20 protein-coding genes are annotated in these 19566 nt (G+C 54.5%); all 20 read right to left on the minus strand.

Going from position 1 to position 19566, the window contains the following annotated elements; all coding sequences use genetic code 11:
* Positions 1–122: 122 nt before the first annotated feature.
* The 20 genes from H7F08_RS15310 to H7F08_RS01160 all read right to left on the minus strand — a co-directional run bounded on the left by H7F08_RS15310 (position 123) and on the right by H7F08_RS01160 (position 19531).
* On the minus strand, positions 123–380 hold the full coding sequence (locus H7F08_RS15310) for a hypothetical protein (RefSeq protein WP_024893455.1): 258 nt from the start codon (positions 378–380) through the stop codon (positions 123–125).
* Positions 381–636: 256 nt separating this feature from the next.
* The gene (locus H7F08_RS01070; RefSeq protein ID WP_024893456.1) at positions 637–879 is read right to left on the minus strand and encodes a type II toxin-antitoxin system Phd/YefM family antitoxin; all 243 of its coding nucleotides are present in this window, start codon (positions 877–879) and stop codon (positions 637–639) included.
* A 102-nt stretch (positions 880–981) separates the two neighbouring features.
* Positions 982–2256, minus strand: a complete 1275-nt coding sequence (locus H7F08_RS01075; RefSeq protein ID WP_024893457.1) for a dihydroorotase — start codon at positions 2254–2256, stop codon at positions 982–984.
* Entirely contained in the window at positions 2249–3247 is a 999-nt protein-coding gene (locus H7F08_RS01080; protein WP_024893458.1) for an aspartate carbamoyltransferase catalytic subunit, read from the minus strand. Before H7F08_RS01080 ends, H7F08_RS01075 begins: the two co-directional genes overlap by 8 nt.
* Positions 3244–3753 carry a bifunctional pyr operon transcriptional regulator/uracil phosphoribosyltransferase PyrR gene (gene pyrR, locus H7F08_RS01085; protein ID WP_010640684.1) on the minus strand — a complete coding sequence of 170 codons (510 nt, stop codon included), beginning with the start codon at positions 3751–3753 and terminating at the stop codon, positions 3244–3246. The genes H7F08_RS01080 and pyrR overlap by 4 nt, the downstream gene beginning before the upstream one ends.
* Entirely contained in the window at positions 3750–4181 is a 432-nt protein-coding gene (gene ruvX, locus H7F08_RS01090) for a Holliday junction resolvase RuvX (RefSeq protein ID WP_024893459.1), read from the minus strand. Before ruvX ends, pyrR begins: the two co-directional genes overlap by 4 nt.
* On the minus strand, positions 4174–4734 hold the full coding sequence (locus tag H7F08_RS01095) for a YqgE/AlgH family protein (RefSeq protein ID WP_024893460.1): 561 nt from the start codon (positions 4732–4734) through the stop codon (positions 4174–4176). Before H7F08_RS01095 ends, ruvX begins: the two co-directional genes overlap by 8 nt.
* A gap of 67 nt (positions 4735–4801) precedes the next feature.
* On the minus strand, positions 4802–5740 hold the full coding sequence (gshB, locus tag H7F08_RS01100) for a glutathione synthase (protein ID WP_024893461.1): 939 nt from the start codon (positions 5738–5740) through the stop codon (positions 4802–4804).
* Complete coding sequence (gene gshA / locus H7F08_RS01105) at positions 5740–7047, minus strand: glutamate--cysteine ligase (protein WP_010640691.1); 1308 nt, start codon at positions 7045–7047, stop codon at positions 5740–5742. Before gshA ends, gshB begins: the two co-directional genes overlap by 1 nt.
* Positions 7044–8216 (minus strand): citrate synthase, encoded by a 1173-nt coding sequence (locus H7F08_RS01110; protein ID WP_024893462.1) that lies wholly within the window; start codon positions 8214–8216, stop codon positions 7044–7046. The genes gshA and H7F08_RS01110 overlap by 4 nt, the downstream gene beginning before the upstream one ends.
* A 174-nt stretch (positions 8217–8390) precedes the next feature.
* The gene (gene erpA, locus H7F08_RS01115; RefSeq protein WP_029316244.1) at positions 8391–8741 is read right to left on the minus strand and encodes an iron-sulfur cluster insertion protein ErpA; all 351 of its coding nucleotides are present in this window, start codon (positions 8739–8741) and stop codon (positions 8391–8393) included.
* A gap of 136 nt (positions 8742–8877) precedes the next feature.
* On the minus strand, positions 8878–9351 hold the full coding sequence (locus tag H7F08_RS01120) for a phosphate-starvation-inducible PsiE family protein (RefSeq protein WP_024893463.1): 474 nt from the start codon (positions 9349–9351) through the stop codon (positions 8878–8880).
* 4 nt (positions 9352–9355) lie between these two features.
* Entirely contained in the window at positions 9356–12340 is a 2985-nt protein-coding gene (locus H7F08_RS01125) for an FAD-dependent oxidoreductase (RefSeq protein WP_024893464.1), read from the minus strand.
* Between the two features lie 53 nt (positions 12341–12393).
* On the minus strand, positions 12394–13374 hold the full coding sequence (locus H7F08_RS01130; RefSeq protein WP_010640699.1) for an alpha-ketoacid dehydrogenase subunit beta: 981 nt from the start codon (positions 13372–13374) through the stop codon (positions 12394–12396).
* Entirely contained in the window at positions 13367–14347 is a 981-nt protein-coding gene (gene pdhA, locus H7F08_RS01135) for a pyruvate dehydrogenase (acetyl-transferring) E1 component subunit alpha (protein WP_010640701.1), read from the minus strand. The genes H7F08_RS01130 and pdhA overlap by 8 nt, the downstream gene beginning before the upstream one ends.
* Before the next feature lie 211 nt (positions 14348–14558).
* Positions 14559–15107: an OmpA family protein gene (locus H7F08_RS01140; RefSeq protein WP_010640703.1), complete on the minus strand. Its 549-nt coding sequence runs from the start codon at positions 15105–15107 to the stop codon at positions 14559–14561.
* A 79-nt stretch (positions 15108–15186) separates the two neighbouring features.
* The gene (locus H7F08_RS01145) at positions 15187–16419 is read right to left on the minus strand and encodes an outer membrane beta-barrel protein (RefSeq protein WP_193639679.1); all 1233 of its coding nucleotides are present in this window, start codon (positions 16417–16419) and stop codon (positions 15187–15189) included.
* A gap of 263 nt (positions 16420–16682) precedes the next feature.
* Entirely contained in the window at positions 16683–16949 is a 267-nt protein-coding gene (locus H7F08_RS01150) for a hypothetical protein (protein WP_010640706.1), read from the minus strand.
* A gap of 57 nt (positions 16950–17006) precedes the next feature.
* The gene (locus H7F08_RS01155) at positions 17007–17402 is read right to left on the minus strand and encodes a hypothetical protein (protein ID WP_024894620.1); all 396 of its coding nucleotides are present in this window, start codon (positions 17400–17402) and stop codon (positions 17007–17009) included.
* Between the two features lie 203 nt (positions 17403–17605).
* The gene (locus H7F08_RS01160; RefSeq protein WP_193639680.1) at positions 17606–19531 is read right to left on the minus strand and encodes a diguanylate cyclase; all 1926 of its coding nucleotides are present in this window, start codon (positions 19529–19531) and stop codon (positions 17606–17608) included.
* Between the last annotated feature and the right edge of the window lie 35 nt (positions 19532–19566).

Raw genomic sequence — 19566 nt, forward strand, 5'->3', positions numbered from 1 at the left:
GAAAGCTTACGCGAAGCCTTAATATGCTTAAGTTGCATGAAAATAATATAAAAAATCAAGTTGATAGACATACACTCTCAGAGTGATACCGATCGGGTTACCTCCGTGCAGGATACCCTGGATCATTTACGACAAACTAGAGCCATCCAATCTGGTGTCGGGCGCCCAAAACCACATGTTTCAATCCACGCCCGACTTATTAGCAGGGCGATATTATCCAATGAATAGAGCGCGTCCTCAAAATGGCAGTGCACTGCATCCCGCACCTGAGCATGTAAAGCGGCCAGGTCATCAGACTCGGTAAAAATGTCCATACCAACAGCGCGGGCTATGAAGCCACCTTCTGGAGCTTCTTCAACGATAAAGTGGAGTTCGGACATGGGCATCCTCCTCATATCCGGCCGGGTGAAACAGGCCCAGGGGCCGGAGGGGTCCAGACAAAAGGTTTTTAAGTGCTTCTCCTCTATGTCAAATGGCCAGTATTTGAGCGTTGCCGACCTTACCGTACTCTCTGATTTTGCGGTCAGCCGTGACTAGACGCAGACCTCAATGGCAGCCAGTACGGCAGATGGTAATTGCTCCTTGGTGCCTTCTGCGTACCAGACCCAGGCGTGCGTATCAAGCGTAAAGCATCGCTCATTTTTTTCCGCCGCTGGGTCGCAAGCCGGAGTAGAGATCATCTCCATCGCCATTTTCCGCTGACCACAGCTCGTCCAGCGGGGCGAGGATATCTCCATGGATCGTGACGGTGCCCTTCATATAACCAAACATGCTTTTTGGCGTTTCATCGACAATAGGAACCAATTTGACCAAGGGTTTGCCGCGCTTGCCGATGACCAAAGGCTCGTGCGTTGTAGCGACTTCGTCAATCAGTTTCAAACAACTGGCTTTGATTCTGAGACGTTAATATTCATGACCCTTTCCACAAGACCACTACAGGCAGTCATCTTAGACCGCTAGGGGGTTTTGGCACAAACATCCTCAACCCCGAAACACCACCCGCCCCTCCACCAGGGTATAGCGCACCCGACCACGCAGATCCCATTGTGCATAGGGCAGATTGCGGCCCCGGCTAGCTCCGGATGCGGGATTAAGGGTAAATGCCGCTTCCGGATCAAACAGACACAAATCCGCCACACTGCCGACTTGCAGAGAAGGCAGCGGCAAGCCCAGCGCCTGAGCAGGGCCGGTGCTGAGTAATCGCAGCGCAGCCATTAAACCCAGCAGGCCGTCGTCCACCAGACGCAAAGTCAGCGGCAATAACCACTCCACCGCACTGATCCCGAAAGGAGCCTGAATAAAGGTCATGCTCTCGCGGTCTACCCCCCAGGGACTATGATCGCTGCTGATGGCCGTGACATCGCCATCGGCCACGGCCCGGCGCAGGGCATCCCGTTCGGCCAAAGAGCGTAACGGTGGCAACACCTTAGCATGAACGTTGAAAAACCCGACATCCTGCTCACTGAGCAGCAGGTGGTGGATGCTGACCCCGCAGCGCACCGCCTCACCACGCTTACGGGCGGCTTTTACCGCAGCAACAGCGCCGCCCGTGCTGAGATGAGGGAAAAACAGAGGGCAGCCACTTAGTGCCGCAATGGCTATATCCCGCTGGATGCCCACCTGTTCAGCCACGGCCGTGCGCCCCGGAAGGCCCAGCCGCAGGCTCAACCCGCTTTCGTTCATCACGCCATGGGCGGCCAGTTCGGGGTCTTCGGGATGGAGCATTACCGGCAGTCCCAAATCAGCCGCGTAGCTCAGGGCCAGACGCAGCAGGGCGGCGCTATGGACAGGCTGCTTGGCCTGACTGAACACCCGCGCCCCGGCGTCCATAAGTGCCGTCATTTCACTTAAGGCTTGCCCCTGCAAGCCCGTTGTCAGGGCCGCGCTGACCTGCACCCGCGCCAGAGCCAGCTTTCCAGCCAACAGTTGCTGCTCCCGGAGGACGGCAGGGGTATCGGCAACGGGCTGGGTATCCGGACGCAACACGACCTGCGTCACCCCACCCGCCACGGCGGCCTGCAACTCGCTGGTCAGATCGCCATCGCGTCCATGACCGGGACTATGCGCCTGTAGGCTGCTTTCGATAAGCCCCGGGCAAGCTACTAGGCCAGTACCATCGAGAATTTCATCCGCCCGAAAATCCTCAGCAACAGCACCCCGAATAGCGATTTTTCCAGCGGCAATGGCCAGGTCGGTAATCGCATCAAAACCATCGCCGGGATCCATGACGCGGACATTGCGGATGATTCTACGCATGGTTTTCGCCTCCGCCCGCAGCACCCGCCAGGAGCGTCAATACCGCCATACGCACGGCGAGACCGTGTGCAACCTGTTGCAAAATCACGGCCTGATGACCGTCCGCCACTTCCGACGCAATTTCCACGCCGCGATTCATAGGCCCCGGATGCAGGACTAGCGCATCAGGCTGCGCCCACTGTAAGCGCTCCGGAGTAAGGCCAAAGCGGCGATGGAATTCATCCAGACTGGGCAGACGATGGGATTCCATGCGTTCCTTCTGCAATCGCAGGGCACAAATGACATCGACACCGCGCAATCCTGCCTGCAGGTCGTGGTAGACATGCACCCCCAGCGCGGAGAGTTCTTTGGGAACCAGGGTTTGTGGTCCGATGACCCGGATTTCCGGGCAACCGAGAATCGACAAGGCATGAATCTGGGAACGCGCCACCCGCGAATGCAGCACATCACCCACAATAGCCACGACCCGGTCTTCAATGGGGCCGGCCAGACGCCGAATCGTGAATACGTCCAGCAAGGCCTGGGTCGGATGGGCATGCTGGCCATCACCTGCATTGATCACCAGCGCCGAGTCTCCCAGATGCCGGGCGATCAGATGCGCGGCTCCAGCTTCCGGATGGCGAATCACAAAACCATCCACCTGCATGGCCATCAGATTATCCACCGTGTCGATCAGAGATTCGCCCTTACTGGCACTGCTGGTACTGACCGCAATATTCAAAACATCGGCGGAGAGGCGTTTGGCGGCCAGCTCAAAGGTGCTCCGCGTGCGTGTGCTGTTCTCAAAAAACAGATTGACGATGGTTTTGCCCCGGAGCGTCGGGGTTTTTTTGACACTGCGCTGCGCGATGCTGAGGAAGGATTCGGCCGTATCCAGAATCTGCAGCATTTCGGGTTCACGCAGCCCTTCGGTGTTGAGCAGATGGCGGAGACGACCCTGGGCATCATATTGCGGATTACCATCACCAAAACGGAAAGTAGAAAGACTCATGAAGCTGTCCTTGGCGATGTCAGCAATTCCAGACGCAGCGGATCGGGCCCCCGGAGTTTGATTTGTCCACCCGCCGCCGCGTTGAGGCGCAGGGCAGCGATGTCGGCCGCCACCGGGACTTCGTGCCCACCGCGATCTACCAGTACGGCCAGGAGGATGCTAGCCGGTCGGCCATAATCAAATATTTCGTTCATGGCGGCGCGGATGGTACGCCCCGTATAGAGCACGTCATCCACCAGAATGATGGAGCGACCGTCCACAGCAAAGGGAATATCCGACGCCCGCACCTGCGGGTGCAGACCAATCTGACTGAAATCATCCCGATAAAAAGAAATATCCAGCTGCCCCAGCGCCGTTTTCAGCCCCAAAGCGCGGTGCAGCGCCTGGGCTATCCAGACACCACCCGTAAATATACCAATCATGGCGGTCTGCTCCGGGTCCACACGCGGGCGCAAATCCCGAACCATGCCTTCCAGCAGTGTTGTCACATCCCAGTCTGCATTCATTGCATGGCTCCGACATCCTGAAAAGTCTGGAGAATTTCACAGGCAGCGGCCTGATCCAAAAGCCCGGCGCGGCGCTTCGCCGAAAGCGCCCGTTCTTTCAGCATCCATTCGGCAGCGTGGCTGCTGAGGCGTTCGTCAACCCAGTGCACCGGCAGGGGGAAACGGCACTGCAGACTCTTGGCAAAATTGCGCACCCGGCGCACCATCAAGCCTTCACTATCGTCCATGTTCAGGGGCAAACCCAGAACTATCGCGCGCGGTCGCCAGTCCTTGAGGATGCGCGCAAAGCTCTCCCAATCCGGGCCGCTCTCGCCATTGCGCAGGGTAGCCACGCCCTGCGGCGCCCAACCGGATTCGCCCAACACGGCAATACCAATACGTCGCTCCCCGAAATCAACCCCCAGAAGCGGCCCGGAGCCCTCAGGCATGGCCCGCCGCCCCACTGAGCAGGCGCATATCCACGCCGAGGGAGCGCGCGGCGGCCTGCCAGCGTTCACTGGCGGGCAACTCAAACATGACCTGCATATCCAGCGGGCCGTGCAACCAGGAATTTTCTTTCAGCTCTTCTTCCAGTTGCTGTGCACCCCAACCGGCATAGCCCAAAGCCAGCAAATATCGTTGCGGTTCCTCATGCTGGGCGATGGCTTGCAAAATATCGGGAGAGCTGGTCAATGCCAGGTCCTCGTTCACCTCGAGACTGGAAAGCCATTCACCCTTGGGCGAATGCAATATGAAACCGTGTTGCGGCTGCACCGGCCCCCCCCAATACACCGGGCGATGAATCATTTCTTCGGAAGGCTGGATATCTACAGCCTTGAGAGCTTCGGACATGTTGATATCAACAAGACGATTGATGACCACGCCCATGGCACCGTCGGGGCTATGCTCACAAACCACAATCACCGTCCGGTCAAAAATACCGTCATGAAGCGCCGGCATGGCAATGAGCAGATGATTTTTAAGTGAAGAGAAATTCGTCATACTGCCTATCATACGGGTTTTCGATGAAAAACGGCAGATTGCATTCCCGACTGTGCCAGCGCGGCCATTACTGCCCTTGCTCCAGACGCTGCCAGAGCAGCTCGGCGGCATCCACAGCAAAAAAGCGACGAATCTCCCGCACCCCGGTGGGACTGGTGACGTTGATTTCAGTCACATAGCCGCCAATCACATCCAGCCCGACAAAAAGTAATCCTGCAGCACGGAGAGCTGGCCCTATTGCCGCACAAATATCCTGATCCCGCGCACTCAGCTCTGCGGCTACGGCTGTAGCCCCTGCTACCAGATTGCCGCGAAAGTCTTTTTCAGAAGGTACCCGCAACATGGCACCGGGCACCGCCACGCCGTCCACCAGAATAATGCGCTTGTCGCCTTCGCGTATGGCCGGAATATAGCGCTGGGCCATGACATAACGCTGTCCCCAGGCCGTTACGGTTTCGAGGATGCTGCCCACATTGCGGTCTTGCTGGTGCAGGTAAAATACCCCTTCGCCCCCCCGCGCAGAAAGGGGTTTGACCACCACCTCGCCATGCTCGGCCAGAAAAGCGCGCAGGTCACCCAGATCACGACTGACCAGAAAGGGCGGGAGAAACTCGGGGAAATGCAAGGCATAGAGTTTTTCATTGGCATTACGCAGACTCACCGGGTTGTTCACCACCCAGGTTCCGGCATGTTCCAGCAGATAGCAGGCGGTCAGATATTCCAGATCTACCGGAGGATCCTTGCGCATCAGTACCACGTCCATATCTGCCAGGGGCCGCTCTTCAACGGCAGCCAGCGTCGCGAAGTCGGTACTTTCATCCTGCACCGTCACCGCCTGCAGGCGTGCCCAGACCTTGCCATCGCGCATGAACAAATCAGGCAGGCCAAACACCCAGCACTGGTGCCCCCGTGCCTGCGCCGCCAGGAGCATGGCGAAAGTGCTGTCTTTGGCGGGTTTGATCCCGGCTATGGGATCCATGAGAATGGCTGCTTTCAACGGGGCCATCACTCAACACTCCGGATTTGCTGTCGACGCCAATCGGCCATTTCCCGGGCCGCCGCCACCAGGGTCAGGCGGGCAATGACGCCATAGGCATAGTAACGGTTTACCGGGGCATCGGGCGGCGATTTCCGGCAAGGCAGTATGCAAGGCTCACCAAAGGCCATGGGCTCAAAATGCGCGCCGGGGGCATTCAGGTTTTCATCGCGCCCCCGTCCGGTATGCACCCGGTAAAAGCCACCCAGCACCTGCTGACCCACCATATAAACTACCGGCTCAGCCACCGCCTCCTCGGCGGTCTGCTCAAAGGTATACACCCCTTCCTGAATAAACACGTCACTCACTGGCAGACCTTCCTTACTTTTAGCCATGCGCGTGCGTTCCTTGCGATTGAGATCCATGAACTCTTCACCGGAGTAAGCCGTCATGATGCCCATTCCGTAGGTGCCCGCGTCGGCTTTGACAATCACAAACGGACGCTGGGTAATCCCATAGTGGGCGTAGCGCTCGCGGGTCAGCTCCAGAACCGCATCCACATTGGCGACCAGGCAATCACGGCCTTCGGCACGCATGAAATCAATACCCTGACAACGCCGGAAAAACGGATCAATCAACCAGGGGTCGATATCAATCACTTCCGCCAGCTCATGCGCAGCGGCACGATAATGGGCAAAGTGCTGGGACTTCCGCCGCGAGCGCCAGCCCGCCGCCAGAGGCGGTGATATGGGCTGTTCGAGATTCTCCAGAATTTCCGGAACACCGCCGGAAAGATCGTTATTGAGCAAAATCAGCTGGGGATCAAATCCTGCGGCCTTTAAGCGTCCACCTTCACGAAAAATTGGCTCCAAAAGCAGGGAATTACCCGAAGGTAAATCATAAGCTGTGCGCTCTTCCAGCAAGAGCGAACCCACCCGCACTTCAAGTCCGGACATTTCCAGAAGCTCTCGCAATCTGGCCACATTTTCCAGATAAAACAGGTTGCGGGTATGATTTTCGGGAATGAGCAGCACGCGCTCCAGGCCCGGATGATGCTGGTTCAGATAGTGCTGAATGGCCGATACATAGAGCGATGAAAATTCAGGGTTCAGATTGTTGAAACCTGCCGAAAACAGATTGGTATCCACCGGTGCCAACTTGAACCCGGAGTTGCGCAAATCGACAGACGCGTAAAAGGGCGCCGGGGTTTTTTGAAACTGACCTCGAAACCATCGTTCGATGGCCGACTGACCCGCTATCAGATGCCGCTCAATATCCAGCAAGGCCTCGGTACGTTCCGTAGCGAGGAAGGGAATATTTTGTAAAACTTCTGTCATGCCTGTGCCTGATTCCTTTTGTCCAGCGCTACATAAGCCCTTGGGCTTGCACCATTGTAAACCTGGGTGGGACGAAATATCCGGTTGTCTGCCAGCTGTTCCCGCCAGTGTGCCAGCCAACCTGCCGAGCGCGCCATGGCAAATATGGGCGTAAACAAATCAGCCTTGATTCCCATTTCGTGGTAAAGAACACCAGAATAAAAATCGACATTGGCGTGAATGCCCTTGGGGCCGAGGCGATCAGTCGCCTGTTTTTCGACCTCAATGGCAATTTCAAAAAGCTGGCTATGCCGCAAATGCCCGTTGCTGGCCAGTTTCTCCATCATCTCTTTCAAAATCGCCGCGCGAGGATCCCGGGTCTTATACACCCGGTGACCAAAGCCCCAGATTTTTTCCTTATTGGCCATTTTGGCGTCCAGATAGGCACCCACCTTGGCCACACTGCCAATTTCCTCCAACATCTCAACCACCTTCTGATTGGCACCACCGTGCAAGGGACCCGCCAGCGTGCCAATCGCACTGCCAATCACATGGTAGGGATTGGTGAGCGTAGAACCGGTAACCAGCACCGCAAAGGTACTGGCATTGATGGTATGTTCGGCGTGCAGAATCAGACAGGTGTCGAGGATTTTCGCCAGTGCCGGATTGGGCTCCTTACCGGAAATCATATACAGAAAATTGGCGGCATGATTCAGATCCGTACGCGGCACGATGGGATCATTGCCGAAACGCATCTGCTCCCACATGGCGACGATGGTGGGCATCCGGGCGATGATGCGCATTGCCATGGCATCCAGATGCGGGGTGTTTTCGCGCTCAGCATCGGACAGCTCCTGCTGCGGATAAAACATCCCCAGACTCGCCACGGCGCAATGCAGCATATCCATGGGATGCCCGGTTACCGGCATGAATTTCATGATTTCCCGGACATTATATTTGACTTGCCGATGACTGCGCAGCCCTTCATCAAAAGCTTTGAGATCTGCATCATCCGGAAGTGCGCCATCCAGCAGAAGCAGGGCCACTTCTTCAAAACTACTATGGGCTACCAGGTCATCAATAGCGTAGCCACGATAACTCAGCAAGCCAGCCGCACCATCTATGTGAGAAATACTGGAGTGCGTTGCCGCCACGCCTTCCAGACCGGGAGCCACGTTCGTATCCGCCATGCCGAACTCCTTGTTATTCTGGTCAGTAATGAATCCAACTGTCACTGGGCAACAACCCACGCACAGTTGCTGTCCTGATCAGGACAGCAAGAGCCTGAGAGTCATCATAACGCGCTGGAAAAATAAAAGGGAGGCCATGAGCCTCCCCTGGAGAAATTCTTATCTCTACAAAAATCAGGCAGAGAAAGAAGATCCGCAACCACAGGTGGTGGTCGCATTCGGGTTCTTGATCACGAACTGGGCACCTTCCAGGCCTTCGCTGTAATCAATTTCAGCGCCAACCAGATATTGGTAACTCATGGGATCAATCAGGAGGCTGACACCAAACTGATGCACTTCCGTATCACCCTCATTCATATTCTCATCAAAAGTAAAACCATACTGAAAACCGGAACAACCGCCGCCCGTCACAAAAACTCGCAGCTTGAGGTCTTCAGAGCCTTCTTCTTCAATCAGAGAGGTAATTTTATCCGCCGCGTTTTGCGTCAGGGTCATTACCGGAGGAATGGAATCCAGATTGGTCATTGTTTCAGTTGCTGTGCTCATTGTGCTTAACTCCATGCGCTGCAGCGCGTTGTTCAGTGGATACCCGACCATTTTGCTCGCTTTTTCGGGGCAGCGTCAAGTTGTCCGGACATTTTTCGGGACGGATATAACCGTTTCAGTCTCTTTCGGGATTTTTCGGAGCATACTGAACAGCGGCAATCCGGGCACCGATCAGTACCGCAAGCAGCACTGCCGTTGCGATCAGATCCATGGGTCCGAGACGATGGGCATAAAGACCGATAAACAATTCCCGCAAGACAAAAACAATGGCGACTTCCGACAGCACCCGCAAGCGAATGCGGTGAAACTCCAGGTAATCGGTAAATGTCCGGAACAGTTCAATGAGCACAAATACCGACAGCACATCAGCCACCAGGCCCTGAATGGCCGCTTCTTCCCGAAAGGACAGGATGGTTTCGTACACGTCCCAGACCACCCCCACCACGGAGGCCAGCAAGGTGATCAGCATGACAAATATCAGCACCACCACGATGAGGTCGAGGAATCTTTCGTAAAAGCGCAGGATGCGTGCGCGCACCCCACTGATAATTACTGCTGGCTGCGATTCCTCAACATCCGGCTTGGCCAAGTTGTCAGCCTGCTGCCCGTGCCGAGCGCCGCAAACGCGACAGCAGACGCCTGGCCATTTCTCCGAACAACTCAGTCTGGGTGGGATGGGGATGAATAGCCTCGGCTACCTGTTCCAGTGTCAACCCGGCACTGACCATCATGACGGCTTCACCCACCAGCAGATCGGCGTGATCGGCCAGGAAGTGGACGCCAACAATGCGGTGGCTGACCTTGTCGGCCACCATTTTGATGAGACCATCGGTTTCACCGGTCATCATGGCCTTGGCATCAATACTCATGGGCACCTTGACCTCGGCCACATCCATACCTGCGGCCTTGGCCTGCTCCATGGACAGTCCAACGAAGGCGCACTGTGGCCGGGTAAAAGTCACACCACTATCTTTGGCCGCATCATATTGAGCGGTATGCCCGAGCAGGTTGGCAGCAGCTACCCGGCCCTGCTGACCCGCCGTGTGCGCCAACATGTAACCGCCCACCACATCTCCTACCGCATAAATATGCGCCACGCTGGTCTGACCTGTGCTGCTCGCCGCAATCGCGCCCCGCTCGGCAAGAGTCACGCCTGCTGAGGCCAAGTTCAGCGCGCTGGTATCAGGACGTTTGCCGGTAGCCACCAGCAGCAGGTCACAGGAATGATGGGTAACTTCTTCACTGAACTGATAACAGATATCCAGGGCTCCGGGCTTACCGGAAACTTCCTGCACCTTGACGTCAGTCAGAACCTGCAGACGCGGACTGTTGTGCGCCAGTGCCTTCATCAACTGCTCGGAAACTTCTTTTTCCATTTCCGCCACCGGTCGCGGCAGCGCCTCCAGCACCAGCACCTCGGCGCCAAAATCATGGAACATCTGCGCCATTTCCATACCAATGGCACCCGCGCCAATGACGCAAAGCCGCTTGGGGGGTTGGGCGAGATCCCAAACGGTATCCGAGGTTACCGCAGCACCACTTTTCAAGGCTTCCTGAACGCCGGGAATAGGCGGCACAAAGGCGGGAGCGCCGGTAGCGATGACGCAAGCACCGAAACTGAGACTGCGCGCGTCTTTACCGCTGATTTCGACGCTGTGTTCACCGGTAAATCGCGCCTTGCCTTCAAGCACCTGAATTTTCATGCCCTGGTCGGTTTTCAGGGCCATTTCTCCGCGTGTCTGCAAGATGCCCCGACGATGTTTTTCCAGTTGCGCCCAGTCTAGCTTCGGCGTCCCCATTTGCAGTCCCATGGCCGCATCATGTTCCCGATCCCGAATCCGGTCTGCTGCAGCCCGCCAGGCTTTGGAGGGAATGCAGCCACGCCACAGGCATTCACCGCCGGGATAGGGGGCATTATTGACCATGGCTACCTTGACACCGTTTTCGACGAGTTCCCGGGCGCAATCCTCACCGCCCGGCCCGGCGCCAATAACCAGCACCTGAACATCATAATCGCCTTCGGGAATGGGCGCGGCAGCAGTCCCCAGCCAGCCCTCCGGATGTTCAATGGCTTTTTTGAGATCTTTCAGAAAGAGCGCGGCTTCGGCACCATTGACCACCCGATGATCTGCCGTGATGGTAATGGGCATACCTTCCGGACTATTACCGGCAATGGCAATAATGGCGGCGGTCCCCGGCGTGACAATGGCATCAAACTGGGTGATGCCATACATCCCCATGTTCGAAATGGTGAAGGTGGGATGCGTATATTCGGGAGGACTCAAGCGCCGCTTACGCGCTTTTTCCACCAGCGGCGTCCATTCACTCTGGAGTAGCGCCAGATCCTTGCCCTCCACCGCACGCAACACCGGAACAACCAACCCGCCGTCTTCCGTCGTCGCGGCGATGCCAATATCATGCTGGGCGCGCTCCACGATTTTGTCCGTCGGCTGATAAGCGGCATTCACCAGGGGATGTTTGGCCAACGCCTGGGATGCGGCCTTGGCGATAGCCACGGTCAGCGACACTTTGTGCGCTTTGGCAGCGCGCATCAGAGCTTCGGGTTTGGCCTTCACGGTGACGTGAAATACCGGAATACTCAGGGAGGCCACCATGGCCTGACTGATGGCCTTTTCAATGGCGCTCATCGCCCGCCCTTCTCCGGGCACGGCAGGTTCAGAAACTCGGGCGCCTGTCGTGGCGGGGGCAGCACGACCAGTCACAGCAATGACATCTGCGGCAACAATGACTCCTGCTGGCCCACTACCCTGCAGATGATTGAGGTCCACGCCCTGCTGCCCGGCCAACTGCCGGGCAAAGGGACTTGCCGCCCCCTGCTGAGGGCGCGGCGCAGGTTGCGCTCCAGGCACCCGGGCTGACAAAGGCTGAGCAACAGGCGCTTGAGCGGAGACTGTGGAAGCGCCGTGAGTCTTGCCCACCGCAGCGGCCGACACCTCCGGTCGTGATCCCGAAACAGTGCCGGCTTCGCGCACCTGATCCGCAGTTTCTACCAACCAGGCAATCGGATCACCCACGGGTACCACCGCATCCACCGCAACTCGCGGACCGGAAAGATAGCCTTCACGAAATACTTCCACATCCATGATGGCCTTGTCGGTTTCAATGGTCGCCACCACATCGCCACGCTGGATTTTATCGCCCAGAGATTTTTCCCAGGACACCAGCACGCCTTCGGTCATTGTATCGGAAAGCTGTGGCATTTTGATGGCATAACCCGAAGGCGCTTCAGATTCTGTCGGTGTTGTCGGTTCTGAAGCAAGGGCAGGCGCACTTTGGACTGGGGCATCCTGAACCGGGGATACGGCCTCATCCGGCGTTTCCGTCAGATAGGCCATGGTCGCACCAACCGGCATGACACTATCCACCGCCGCCAAAGGACCCGCCAGATAACCGGAGCGGAACACTTCCACATCCATGATCGCCTTGTCCGTTTCGATGGTCGCCACCACATCGCCGCGTTCGACCCGGGCGCCAATGGGTTTTTCCCAGGAAACGACCACACCTTCCGTCATAGTATCGGTCAGTTGCGGCATCTTGATGACGTAAGGTTCAGCCATTTTTCACCCTATTGAGTTTCTGTAGATCAAAACATATCGAGAGAAGTGCGGCCTTAGCGGCCAAACATCTTCCTTACCGCAGCAATCACATCCCCGGCATTGGGAATCGCCGCCTTTTCCAGACGATGATTGTAGGGAATGGGAATATCCAGGGCATGCACACGCACTGGTGCCGCATCCAGATCAAAAAAGCATTCTTCATTGATGATGGCCATGACTTCCGAACCAACACCGACCGGAGCTTCGTCTTCTTCCACGATGATGGCATGATGGGTTTTGCGCACGCTGGCAGCAATTCCGGCACGATCCAAAGGTTTCAAGGCCCTTAAATCAATCACTTCAGCATCAATACCATACTCGCTGGCCAGTTTTTTGGCCGCGTCCAATGCCCAGTGCACACTGATGTTGTAGGCAAAAATGCTGACATCCTTACCCGAACGCATGATTTCCACACCTTCCAGCGGGGTGAAAAACTCCTCGTCCGGCACTTCGCCCTTGAGGTTATACATGCTTTCATGTTCGATAATCACCACCGGATCATCTGAGCGTACGGCACTTTTCAGCAAGCCATAAGCATCCCGGGGGGTAGCCGGAGTCACCACGCGCAGGCCGGAAATTCCCATGAATACTTTTTCCATACGCGCCGAATGCTGGGCACCCAGCTGATGCGCCGTGCCACCGGGAACGCGCATGACAAAGGGACAACGAATCCGTCCACCCGACATGTAATGAATTTTCGCCGCGTTATTCATGAGCTGATCCATAGCCAGCCAGGCAAAATTCACGCTCATGATTTCAACGATGGGGCGGGCACCAACCATGGCGGCACCCACACCAATGCCGGTGTAGCTGTTTTCGGAAATAGGGGTGTCAACAACCCGCTGTTCACCATATTTGGCGAAAAGTCCTGAAGTCGCCTTGTAGGTACCGCCAGCGACACCAATATCCTCACCCATGGCAAATACCAGCGGGTCACGTGCCATTTCTTCATCGTGGGCACGCAGAATTCCCTGCCAATACATTAACTCAGCCATGGTTGTTACCTCCTTCGGTATAGACGTAACGCGCTACATCCTCGACGCGCGGTTCCGGGCATTCATTAGCGTAACGCACCACTTCGTTCTCGATTTCGTCCTGAACCGCCTTGTCCATGGCATGGAATTCATCTTCAGTCACCACGCCAGCTTCTACCAGACGGCGCTTGTAAATGCCGATGGGGTCGCGCTGCGCCCATTCTTCCACTTCTTCCTTGCTGCGATAGGCACCAGAGTCAGACATGGAATGGCCGCGCAAACGATAGGTCATGAGTTCCAGGAAATAGGGCTTGCGTTGTTCGCGCACATAATTTACGGCTTTTTCAGCGTGAGACATGACAATATCAATGTCTTGCCCATCACATTGCGCTGCTTCGATGCCGTAAGGTGCCACACGTTTGTACTGGTTGATTTCCACCGTCGAACGCTCAATGGCCGTACCAATGCCATACAGGTTGTTTTCACAGATAAACAGCACCGGCAGGTTCCACAGGCTTGCCATATTCATGGTCTCATGGAAGGTCCCCTGGTTGTTGGCGCCATCCCCCAGAAAACAGATGGAGATTTCCTGACCACCACGCAACTGGATCGCCTTGGCAAAGCCGGCTGCCAGCGGGAAGGGCCCGCCAACCAGCGCGTAACCGCCCATGAAATGCACGTCTGGGTCGAACAAGTGCATGGAACCACCCCGGCCCTTGGAGCAACCGGCTTCCTTACCGAAAAGCTCGGCCATCAGCGCTTTGGGATCCATGCCGGATTTGATGGCATGAATGTGGTCCCGATACCCGGTCACCACATAATCAGAACCCGTTTGGGCCTTCTCCAAAACGCCAATCGCGCAGGCTTCCTCACCCGGATAAAGGTGTAAAAAACCGCCAATCTGACGTTCGTGATAAGCCTCCGCGCAGCGTTCTTCAAAGCGGCGGGCAAAAAGCATTTCACGCAACAGGCGCTTCTGGTCCGTGGCGTCCATGGTCCTCCCAGACAAAATAATGGACCGCGTCCGCAGACGTGGTCGTAGTGAAAATTCAGCCAAAGTCATGGAGATGATGGCCTAGGCTACTGCAAAGCGTCAAGAGTAGTGGATATGGCGTGGGGCATTCCAATGCCGTATCCTTAAAAAACCCGCTTGATAAAGACCAAGCGGGTCATCACAAAAAAGCGCAAACGGCCGTCATACAACTTTATTTGACGGTAGTACGCACCATGACACTGGAATTGATTTCAACCCGCTGGTTTTTGAAACGACCAGCCGGAGTCGTGTTGGTAGCAATGGGATCTTCATAGGAGTGGCCTTTGACCGTCATATGATCCGCAGCAACACCCCGCTTTTCGAGATAACCGGCAACACTGCCCGCACGCGCTTTGGACAGCTTGTAGTTATAGGCATAACTTCCTGTTTTACTGCAATAACCGTTAATATGCAGAGTAGCATCCGGGTGCATTTTGGCGAAACCGGCCACTTTATCGAGGACGCCAATATCCGACCCCATCAACTGCGCAGAACCGGTTTTGAAATTGATACCGGTAATGGTGATGGGCTTACTTTCCAGCACCGTACGCTCTACCGGAGCGATAGGTGCAGGCGGCGGTGGTGGTGTCGGTGCAGAAACCACCGGGGCTACCGGAGCAGGACCAGCCGGGCAAGGTGTCACCTCATATAAACCACAGCCCGAGGCAGCCACGACGGACCCCAATAGCAGTAACTTGGATAATTGCGCAGCATGTTTCATGTTTGGATTCTCCTGAACTCAAAATACGTTAGATGGAGAGCCCCGCAGCAGCGAGGCTCCCTTTTGATGAAATGACCGATCAGAACATGAAGCCGGTTTCGACCATGCCACGCAGTTGATTGGTGTTAGTTCCATTAGCACCGGAGAAGCCCAGTCCGGCAGGTGCAGAGGCGGTCACATAAGAAAGTTCTGCGCGGGCGAAGAAACCACCACTTTGGTAGGTTGGCGTGAGGGTGATGGACCAGGCGTGGGAATCGGCGGGGAGATCAGTGAGTGAGGACGCCACACCACTTGCATTAAGCCCTTCACCAGGCTTGCCACCAACGACCAGGTATTCAGCACGAGCACCCAATGAAATAGTGTTGGTAAAGCTATAATCAGCCAACAAAGAAGCGCCATAATTATTAAACTCATGTGTCACGCCCAATAAAGGTGCTTTTGGCGTATGCATGTACTGGACATAAGGTTCAATCATCCAAGGACCTGAACTGTATTCATATTCGACACCATAAATCTGGCTTTCATTACCGAGGGCACTGTAAGCTACATCATTGGAACTGAGACGGGATTTACCCAAGGAACCTTGCCCATAAATACTTACCGTATTTGAGCCATTAATGGCGTAGCTGACCAATCCGCTGAGTACATTATATCGATTGGAGTAATATCCATCTGTCCAGGCAAGCGATGCACTCAATGGACCTGCACTGCCATTAAATTGTATACCACGGCTGATAATGGGCTCCATATCCCAAAGTAGGCCACGCTCAATGTTGATATTCTGGTAGGTAAAGCCACCTTCTGCACCAATCAAGGTGGGTAATTTTCCGATTTCTACAGAATAATTAGAGGATGGCGCAATTTTTAAATAAGCAACCGGCAAGGCTCCAAAATCGTTTATATTGCCTTGAACTGTTGTTGGCGGAACCGTGGCATTGCTAGTTGTACTTGTAATCGAAGGAATGGATGCAGCCAGTGTAGGGAAGCTGTAAGCACCAGCCTGAATGTAAAATTGAATAGGACCATTTTCTTTCTGGATGATTACCATACCGTTGGTAATGGACGCACCCAATCGTTTAGCTCCCAAGGTACCCGCTAATCCTTGAGGATTATCCTGATAAAAGGCCATGCCGCTGGCTACGCCTTGCACATCCAATTGACCCAATGGTCCGGCACAGAATTTGAGGGGATTCGGCAAAGATAATGGACTGGCATCCGCCACACCGGCGACCAATGGCAGACCCATCAGCATGCTGGCGAGAATTGAACGACGTAAAAACGAATAGCGGTTTTTAGTGCTGTAGTGCGACATATTGACTCCCTGGTTTGTATGAAAAAAATCAAGCCTGTTGTCAAAAAGCAAAATACATGCCCGCACAATGTTTTTGTATAATACTATGATTTATTTTATGTTTTAAAATTTAACACCACAATCCCAGGAAAATTATAAGCGCGCAATGCACCACTTTGGTGCCAAACGCATTAAATTGGTGCGACAGCAGATTGCGCCCACAAAAAACCCCGGCATAAAATGATGCCGGGGTTTGAGTACATAACGTCGGGGAAGTTTTCTGGTTAATTCCCGTTTAAGGTTCTTTCAATGTTGGGCAGTGCCGCACCAACTCCGGCACCCACTGCACCACCCACGGCTGCACCCACCGCAGGATTGCCAGCAACAACCGTACCCAACACGGCCCCTCCGGCAGCACCAATAGCACCACCACTAAGTGCCCGTTGGCCGGTGGGACTCATGTTTGCACAACCACTCAGTGCAACCACACACAATGCGATCAACAACCATCCACTTTTTCTGGAGCCGCGCTCCAAAACCTCAGCATTCATTTTCACTCAACTTACTCCTGTACTTTTCTGGCTCACTAGACCACTGAGCCGATGAAACTAACGCCTCCAGCCATCATGACCATCATCATGCCGCCAACGCCCCGCCCATGGCGGTGGACCGTGATGCTCCCAAGGACGGGGCCGGTAATAGCGAATGGGCGCCGGCTGCACATAATACCCGGGCAATTGATAGCGCACAGGCGGCGGAGGTGGCGGCGCAGGAACATAATATACGCGGCGCGGTGGCGGCGCGTAATACACTGGCGGAGGCGCATAAACAGGTGCGGCATAATAACCGGGGTTATTCCCTAAAAACACGCTTAAACCAGGAACAGCAACGCCCAGGGACAAATCACCATCCGCCCAGGCAGGACTACTCAACCCAGCAAATATGCCTACAAATGCCACAAATTGCGGTATGCGATGAAGAGGGTGCGTCCATATCTTTATCATGTGGCCTCCTTGAGCCGTCAGACTCATCAAGATATATACGTTTGCAGATAAGCATGGGGATTCCCTATAGCTATCTGACTAACCCAATACCACAGCAAGAAACTTGCCAGTCCAGCAACCATATTTTTCAATGGGTTAAAAATACCCCCTGTAGCCAAATAACCACAGCAATGCGCCCAAAAATGGAAACTATTGGTTTTTTATCACGTTACCTTGTCGCCGAAAGCTTCTGATTCAGGCTGTAGCTGAAGATCTGCGTCGTAAACCATCCAAAACTGACTCCGTTCCAATTTCTTCGCCTTGATGGCATACAAGGCCTGATCGGCACAACGGAGCATCGCATCCTGATTTTCTATCAGCCCCGCATCCTTGTAAAAACAAATGCCAAGACTGACTCGTACGGGTAGCAGCAAGTCGTGGGACAATTTGGCCGGAGATTCCAGGACACGTTCCAAACGCAGCAGAACGGCCTCCAATACCTGTCGTTTCTCCAATCCTTCGAAGAGAAGCACAAACTCATCCCCACCCCAGCGGGCTACACAATCAGAAGTACGCAACGCCTCTTCCAGCCTTCGGGCGATAATCACCAGTAAAGCATCTCCTGCATCATGTCCGTATTGATCATTGACTCCTTTAAAATCATCTACATCCAGAATACCTAATGCGATGGATTGACTATTTTGACTGGCACGTGTCAACCCCTTTTCTAATCGCTCATTCAGCAGGCGACGATTCGCCAATCCGGTAAGGCTATCGTAATAAGCCACCTTACGAATTTCGGCTTCCGCATCGGCCAGTGCGTTATGACGTTTCCAGAGAGTGAGAGCTAGCCCCACACTACTTGCCAACTGCCCGATAAGTGCTTTCAGCGCTTGGCTAAAGTGTTTAGTTTTGGCATGGGCAACCACCAGCACAGCTTCCACCTGCGCTGCGTCCTGCAAAATAATCGGGTAAGCGATCATACTCCGTATTCGTCGTAGCTGTGGACGTCTTTCCATAGCCGGCGAATTTTCCGTCATTTCATCACGGAACCTGATTTCTTCTGCCTGGCCCAAACGAAACACCCGTTCAGGAAGGAAACTTCCATTACGAAGATCTTTTGGATTGAGTGCGGTTATCCAGGTAAGCAAGCTTTCACGCAAATCCTTTTGATCAGCCCCCAGAGCCGATATTTGCAGAGATTCAGTCATCGGATCGGGAACGAGCACGAACGCAGCAACCGCATTGGTTTCACGAACAATCGTTTGTACCAGACGCGCATACATGACTTTTGGTTCTGCCTGAACCAGAAGAGATTGCTGCGTCAGAAGTGCCGCTTGCTGGTACTGCCGTAAGTCGAGCAACTGACGCAGAAAGCGCACGGAAAGGCGATCCAGAATCAGCAAAAAAAGCAAAATAACTATAAAAGGGATACTTTGCCAGATATTCTGACGCCAGAAATTATGAGCAAATGCTAAAGAAGACCAGCGCACATAAGCCGTCCATGGGTAACCCAGCACCACAACGCGCAGATACTGACCCGTCCAATGATCCTGTGGAGCAGGAAGTTGCCAAGTCCCACTTTTCCAAAAAGCCACTGGGATATGACCGGCACCCTTAATCAGAATATCCATATCTTCCGGGGTATGGATATTTTTCAGACGGGAAAGACGAAACGGCGATCCGATATAACCGACAACCTGCCCTTGATGATTCAACAAATGTTCGCGCATGGGCATCACCCAAATTTTACCCGGCAACAAAACCACGGGACGTCCAACCAGATAATCGGGGTTTCTCTTGAGCTGGGTAAATTTCGTGGCTTTTAGCAGAGGAGTTGGTAATTGTCCCTCACTTGACCAGATGATCTTATTTGCCTGAGCATCCAACAAGTTGATGGCAGCAATTGCAGGATGCGTCCTCTGAAACGCGATCATTGCCGCTTTTTTTTCTGTTGTGAGTAACAGCGGGTTTTGATCGAGTTCCAGTAAGGAGCGGCGAAAAAAAGTCAGGTCATGGAAATGACCGTCCAGATTTCCTGCTAATTGATCGGCAATACTGCGCAAGGCAATCTCACCTTTATATCGAAACTCCTTGTGCAAGGATGCCCGTAAATCTTCGAAGCGCCAGCCCCACAAGGTAATAAACAAAACGGCCATTCCGATAAAAAACAAGTGCAACAAAA

Origin of the sequence: Acidithiobacillus sp. HP-11, from assembly GCF_015100075.1 — a bacterium.
Classification (GTDB): domain Bacteria; phylum Pseudomonadota; class Gammaproteobacteria; order Acidithiobacillales; family Acidithiobacillaceae; genus Acidithiobacillus; species Acidithiobacillus thiooxidans.

Excerpts from the sequence above, each read along its gene's own strand:
- H7F08_RS15310 (WP_024893455.1), bottom strand. The coding sequence starts at position 380 with ATGTCCGAACTCCACTTTATCGTTGAAGAAGCTCCAGAAGGTGGCTTC.
- H7F08_RS01075 (WP_024893457.1), bottom strand. The coding sequence starts at position 2,256 with ATGCGTAGAATCATCCGCAATGTCCGCGTCATGGATCCCGGCGATGGT.
- H7F08_RS01080 (WP_024893458.1), bottom strand. The coding sequence starts at position 3,247 with ATGAGTCTTTCTACTTTCCGTTTTGGTGATGGTAATCCGCAATATGAT.
- pyrR (WP_010640684.1), bottom strand. The coding sequence starts at position 3,753 with ATGAATGCAGACTGGGATGTGACAACACTGCTGGAAGGCATGGTTCGG.
- ruvX (WP_024893459.1), bottom strand. The coding sequence starts at position 4,181 with ATGCCTGAGGGCTCCGGGCCGCTTCTGGGGGTTGATTTCGGGGAGCGA.
- H7F08_RS01095 (WP_024893460.1), bottom strand. The coding sequence starts at position 4,734 with ATGACGAATTTCTCTTCACTTAAAAATCATCTGCTCATTGCCATGCCG.
- gshB (WP_024893461.1), bottom strand. The coding sequence starts at position 5,740 with ATGGCCCCGTTGAAAGCAGCCATTCTCATGGATCCCATAGCCGGGATC.
- gshA (WP_010640691.1), bottom strand. The coding sequence starts at position 7,047 with ATGACAGAAGTTTTACAAAATATTCCCTTCCTCGCTACGGAACGTACC.
- H7F08_RS01110 (WP_024893462.1), bottom strand. The coding sequence starts at position 8,216 with ATGGCGGATACGAACGTGGCTCCCGGTCTGGAAGGCGTGGCGGCAACG.
- erpA (WP_029316244.1), bottom strand. The coding sequence starts at position 8,741 with ATGACCAATCTGGATTCCATTCCTCCGGTAATGACCCTGACGCAAAAC.
- H7F08_RS01125 (WP_024893464.1), bottom strand. The coding sequence starts at position 12,340 with ATGGCTGAACCTTACGTCATCAAGATGCCGCAACTGACCGATACTATG.
- H7F08_RS01130 (WP_010640699.1), bottom strand. The coding sequence starts at position 13,374 with ATGGCTGAGTTAATGTATTGGCAGGGAATTCTGCGTGCCCACGATGAA.
- pdhA (WP_010640701.1), bottom strand. The coding sequence starts at position 14,347 with ATGGACGCCACGGACCAGAAGCGCCTGTTGCGTGAAATGCTTTTTGCC.
- H7F08_RS01140 (WP_010640703.1), bottom strand. The coding sequence starts at position 15,107 with ATGAAACATGCTGCGCAATTATCCAAGTTACTGCTATTGGGGTCCGTC.
- H7F08_RS01145 (WP_193639679.1), bottom strand. The coding sequence starts at position 16,419 with ATGTCGCACTACAGCACTAAAAACCGCTATTCGTTTTTACGTCGTTCA.
- H7F08_RS01150 (WP_010640706.1), bottom strand. The coding sequence starts at position 16,949 with ATGAATGCTGAGGTTTTGGAGCGCGGCTCCAGAAAAAGTGGATGGTTG.
- H7F08_RS01155 (WP_024894620.1), bottom strand. The coding sequence starts at position 17,402 with ATGATAAAGATATGGACGCACCCTCTTCATCGCATACCGCAATTTGTG.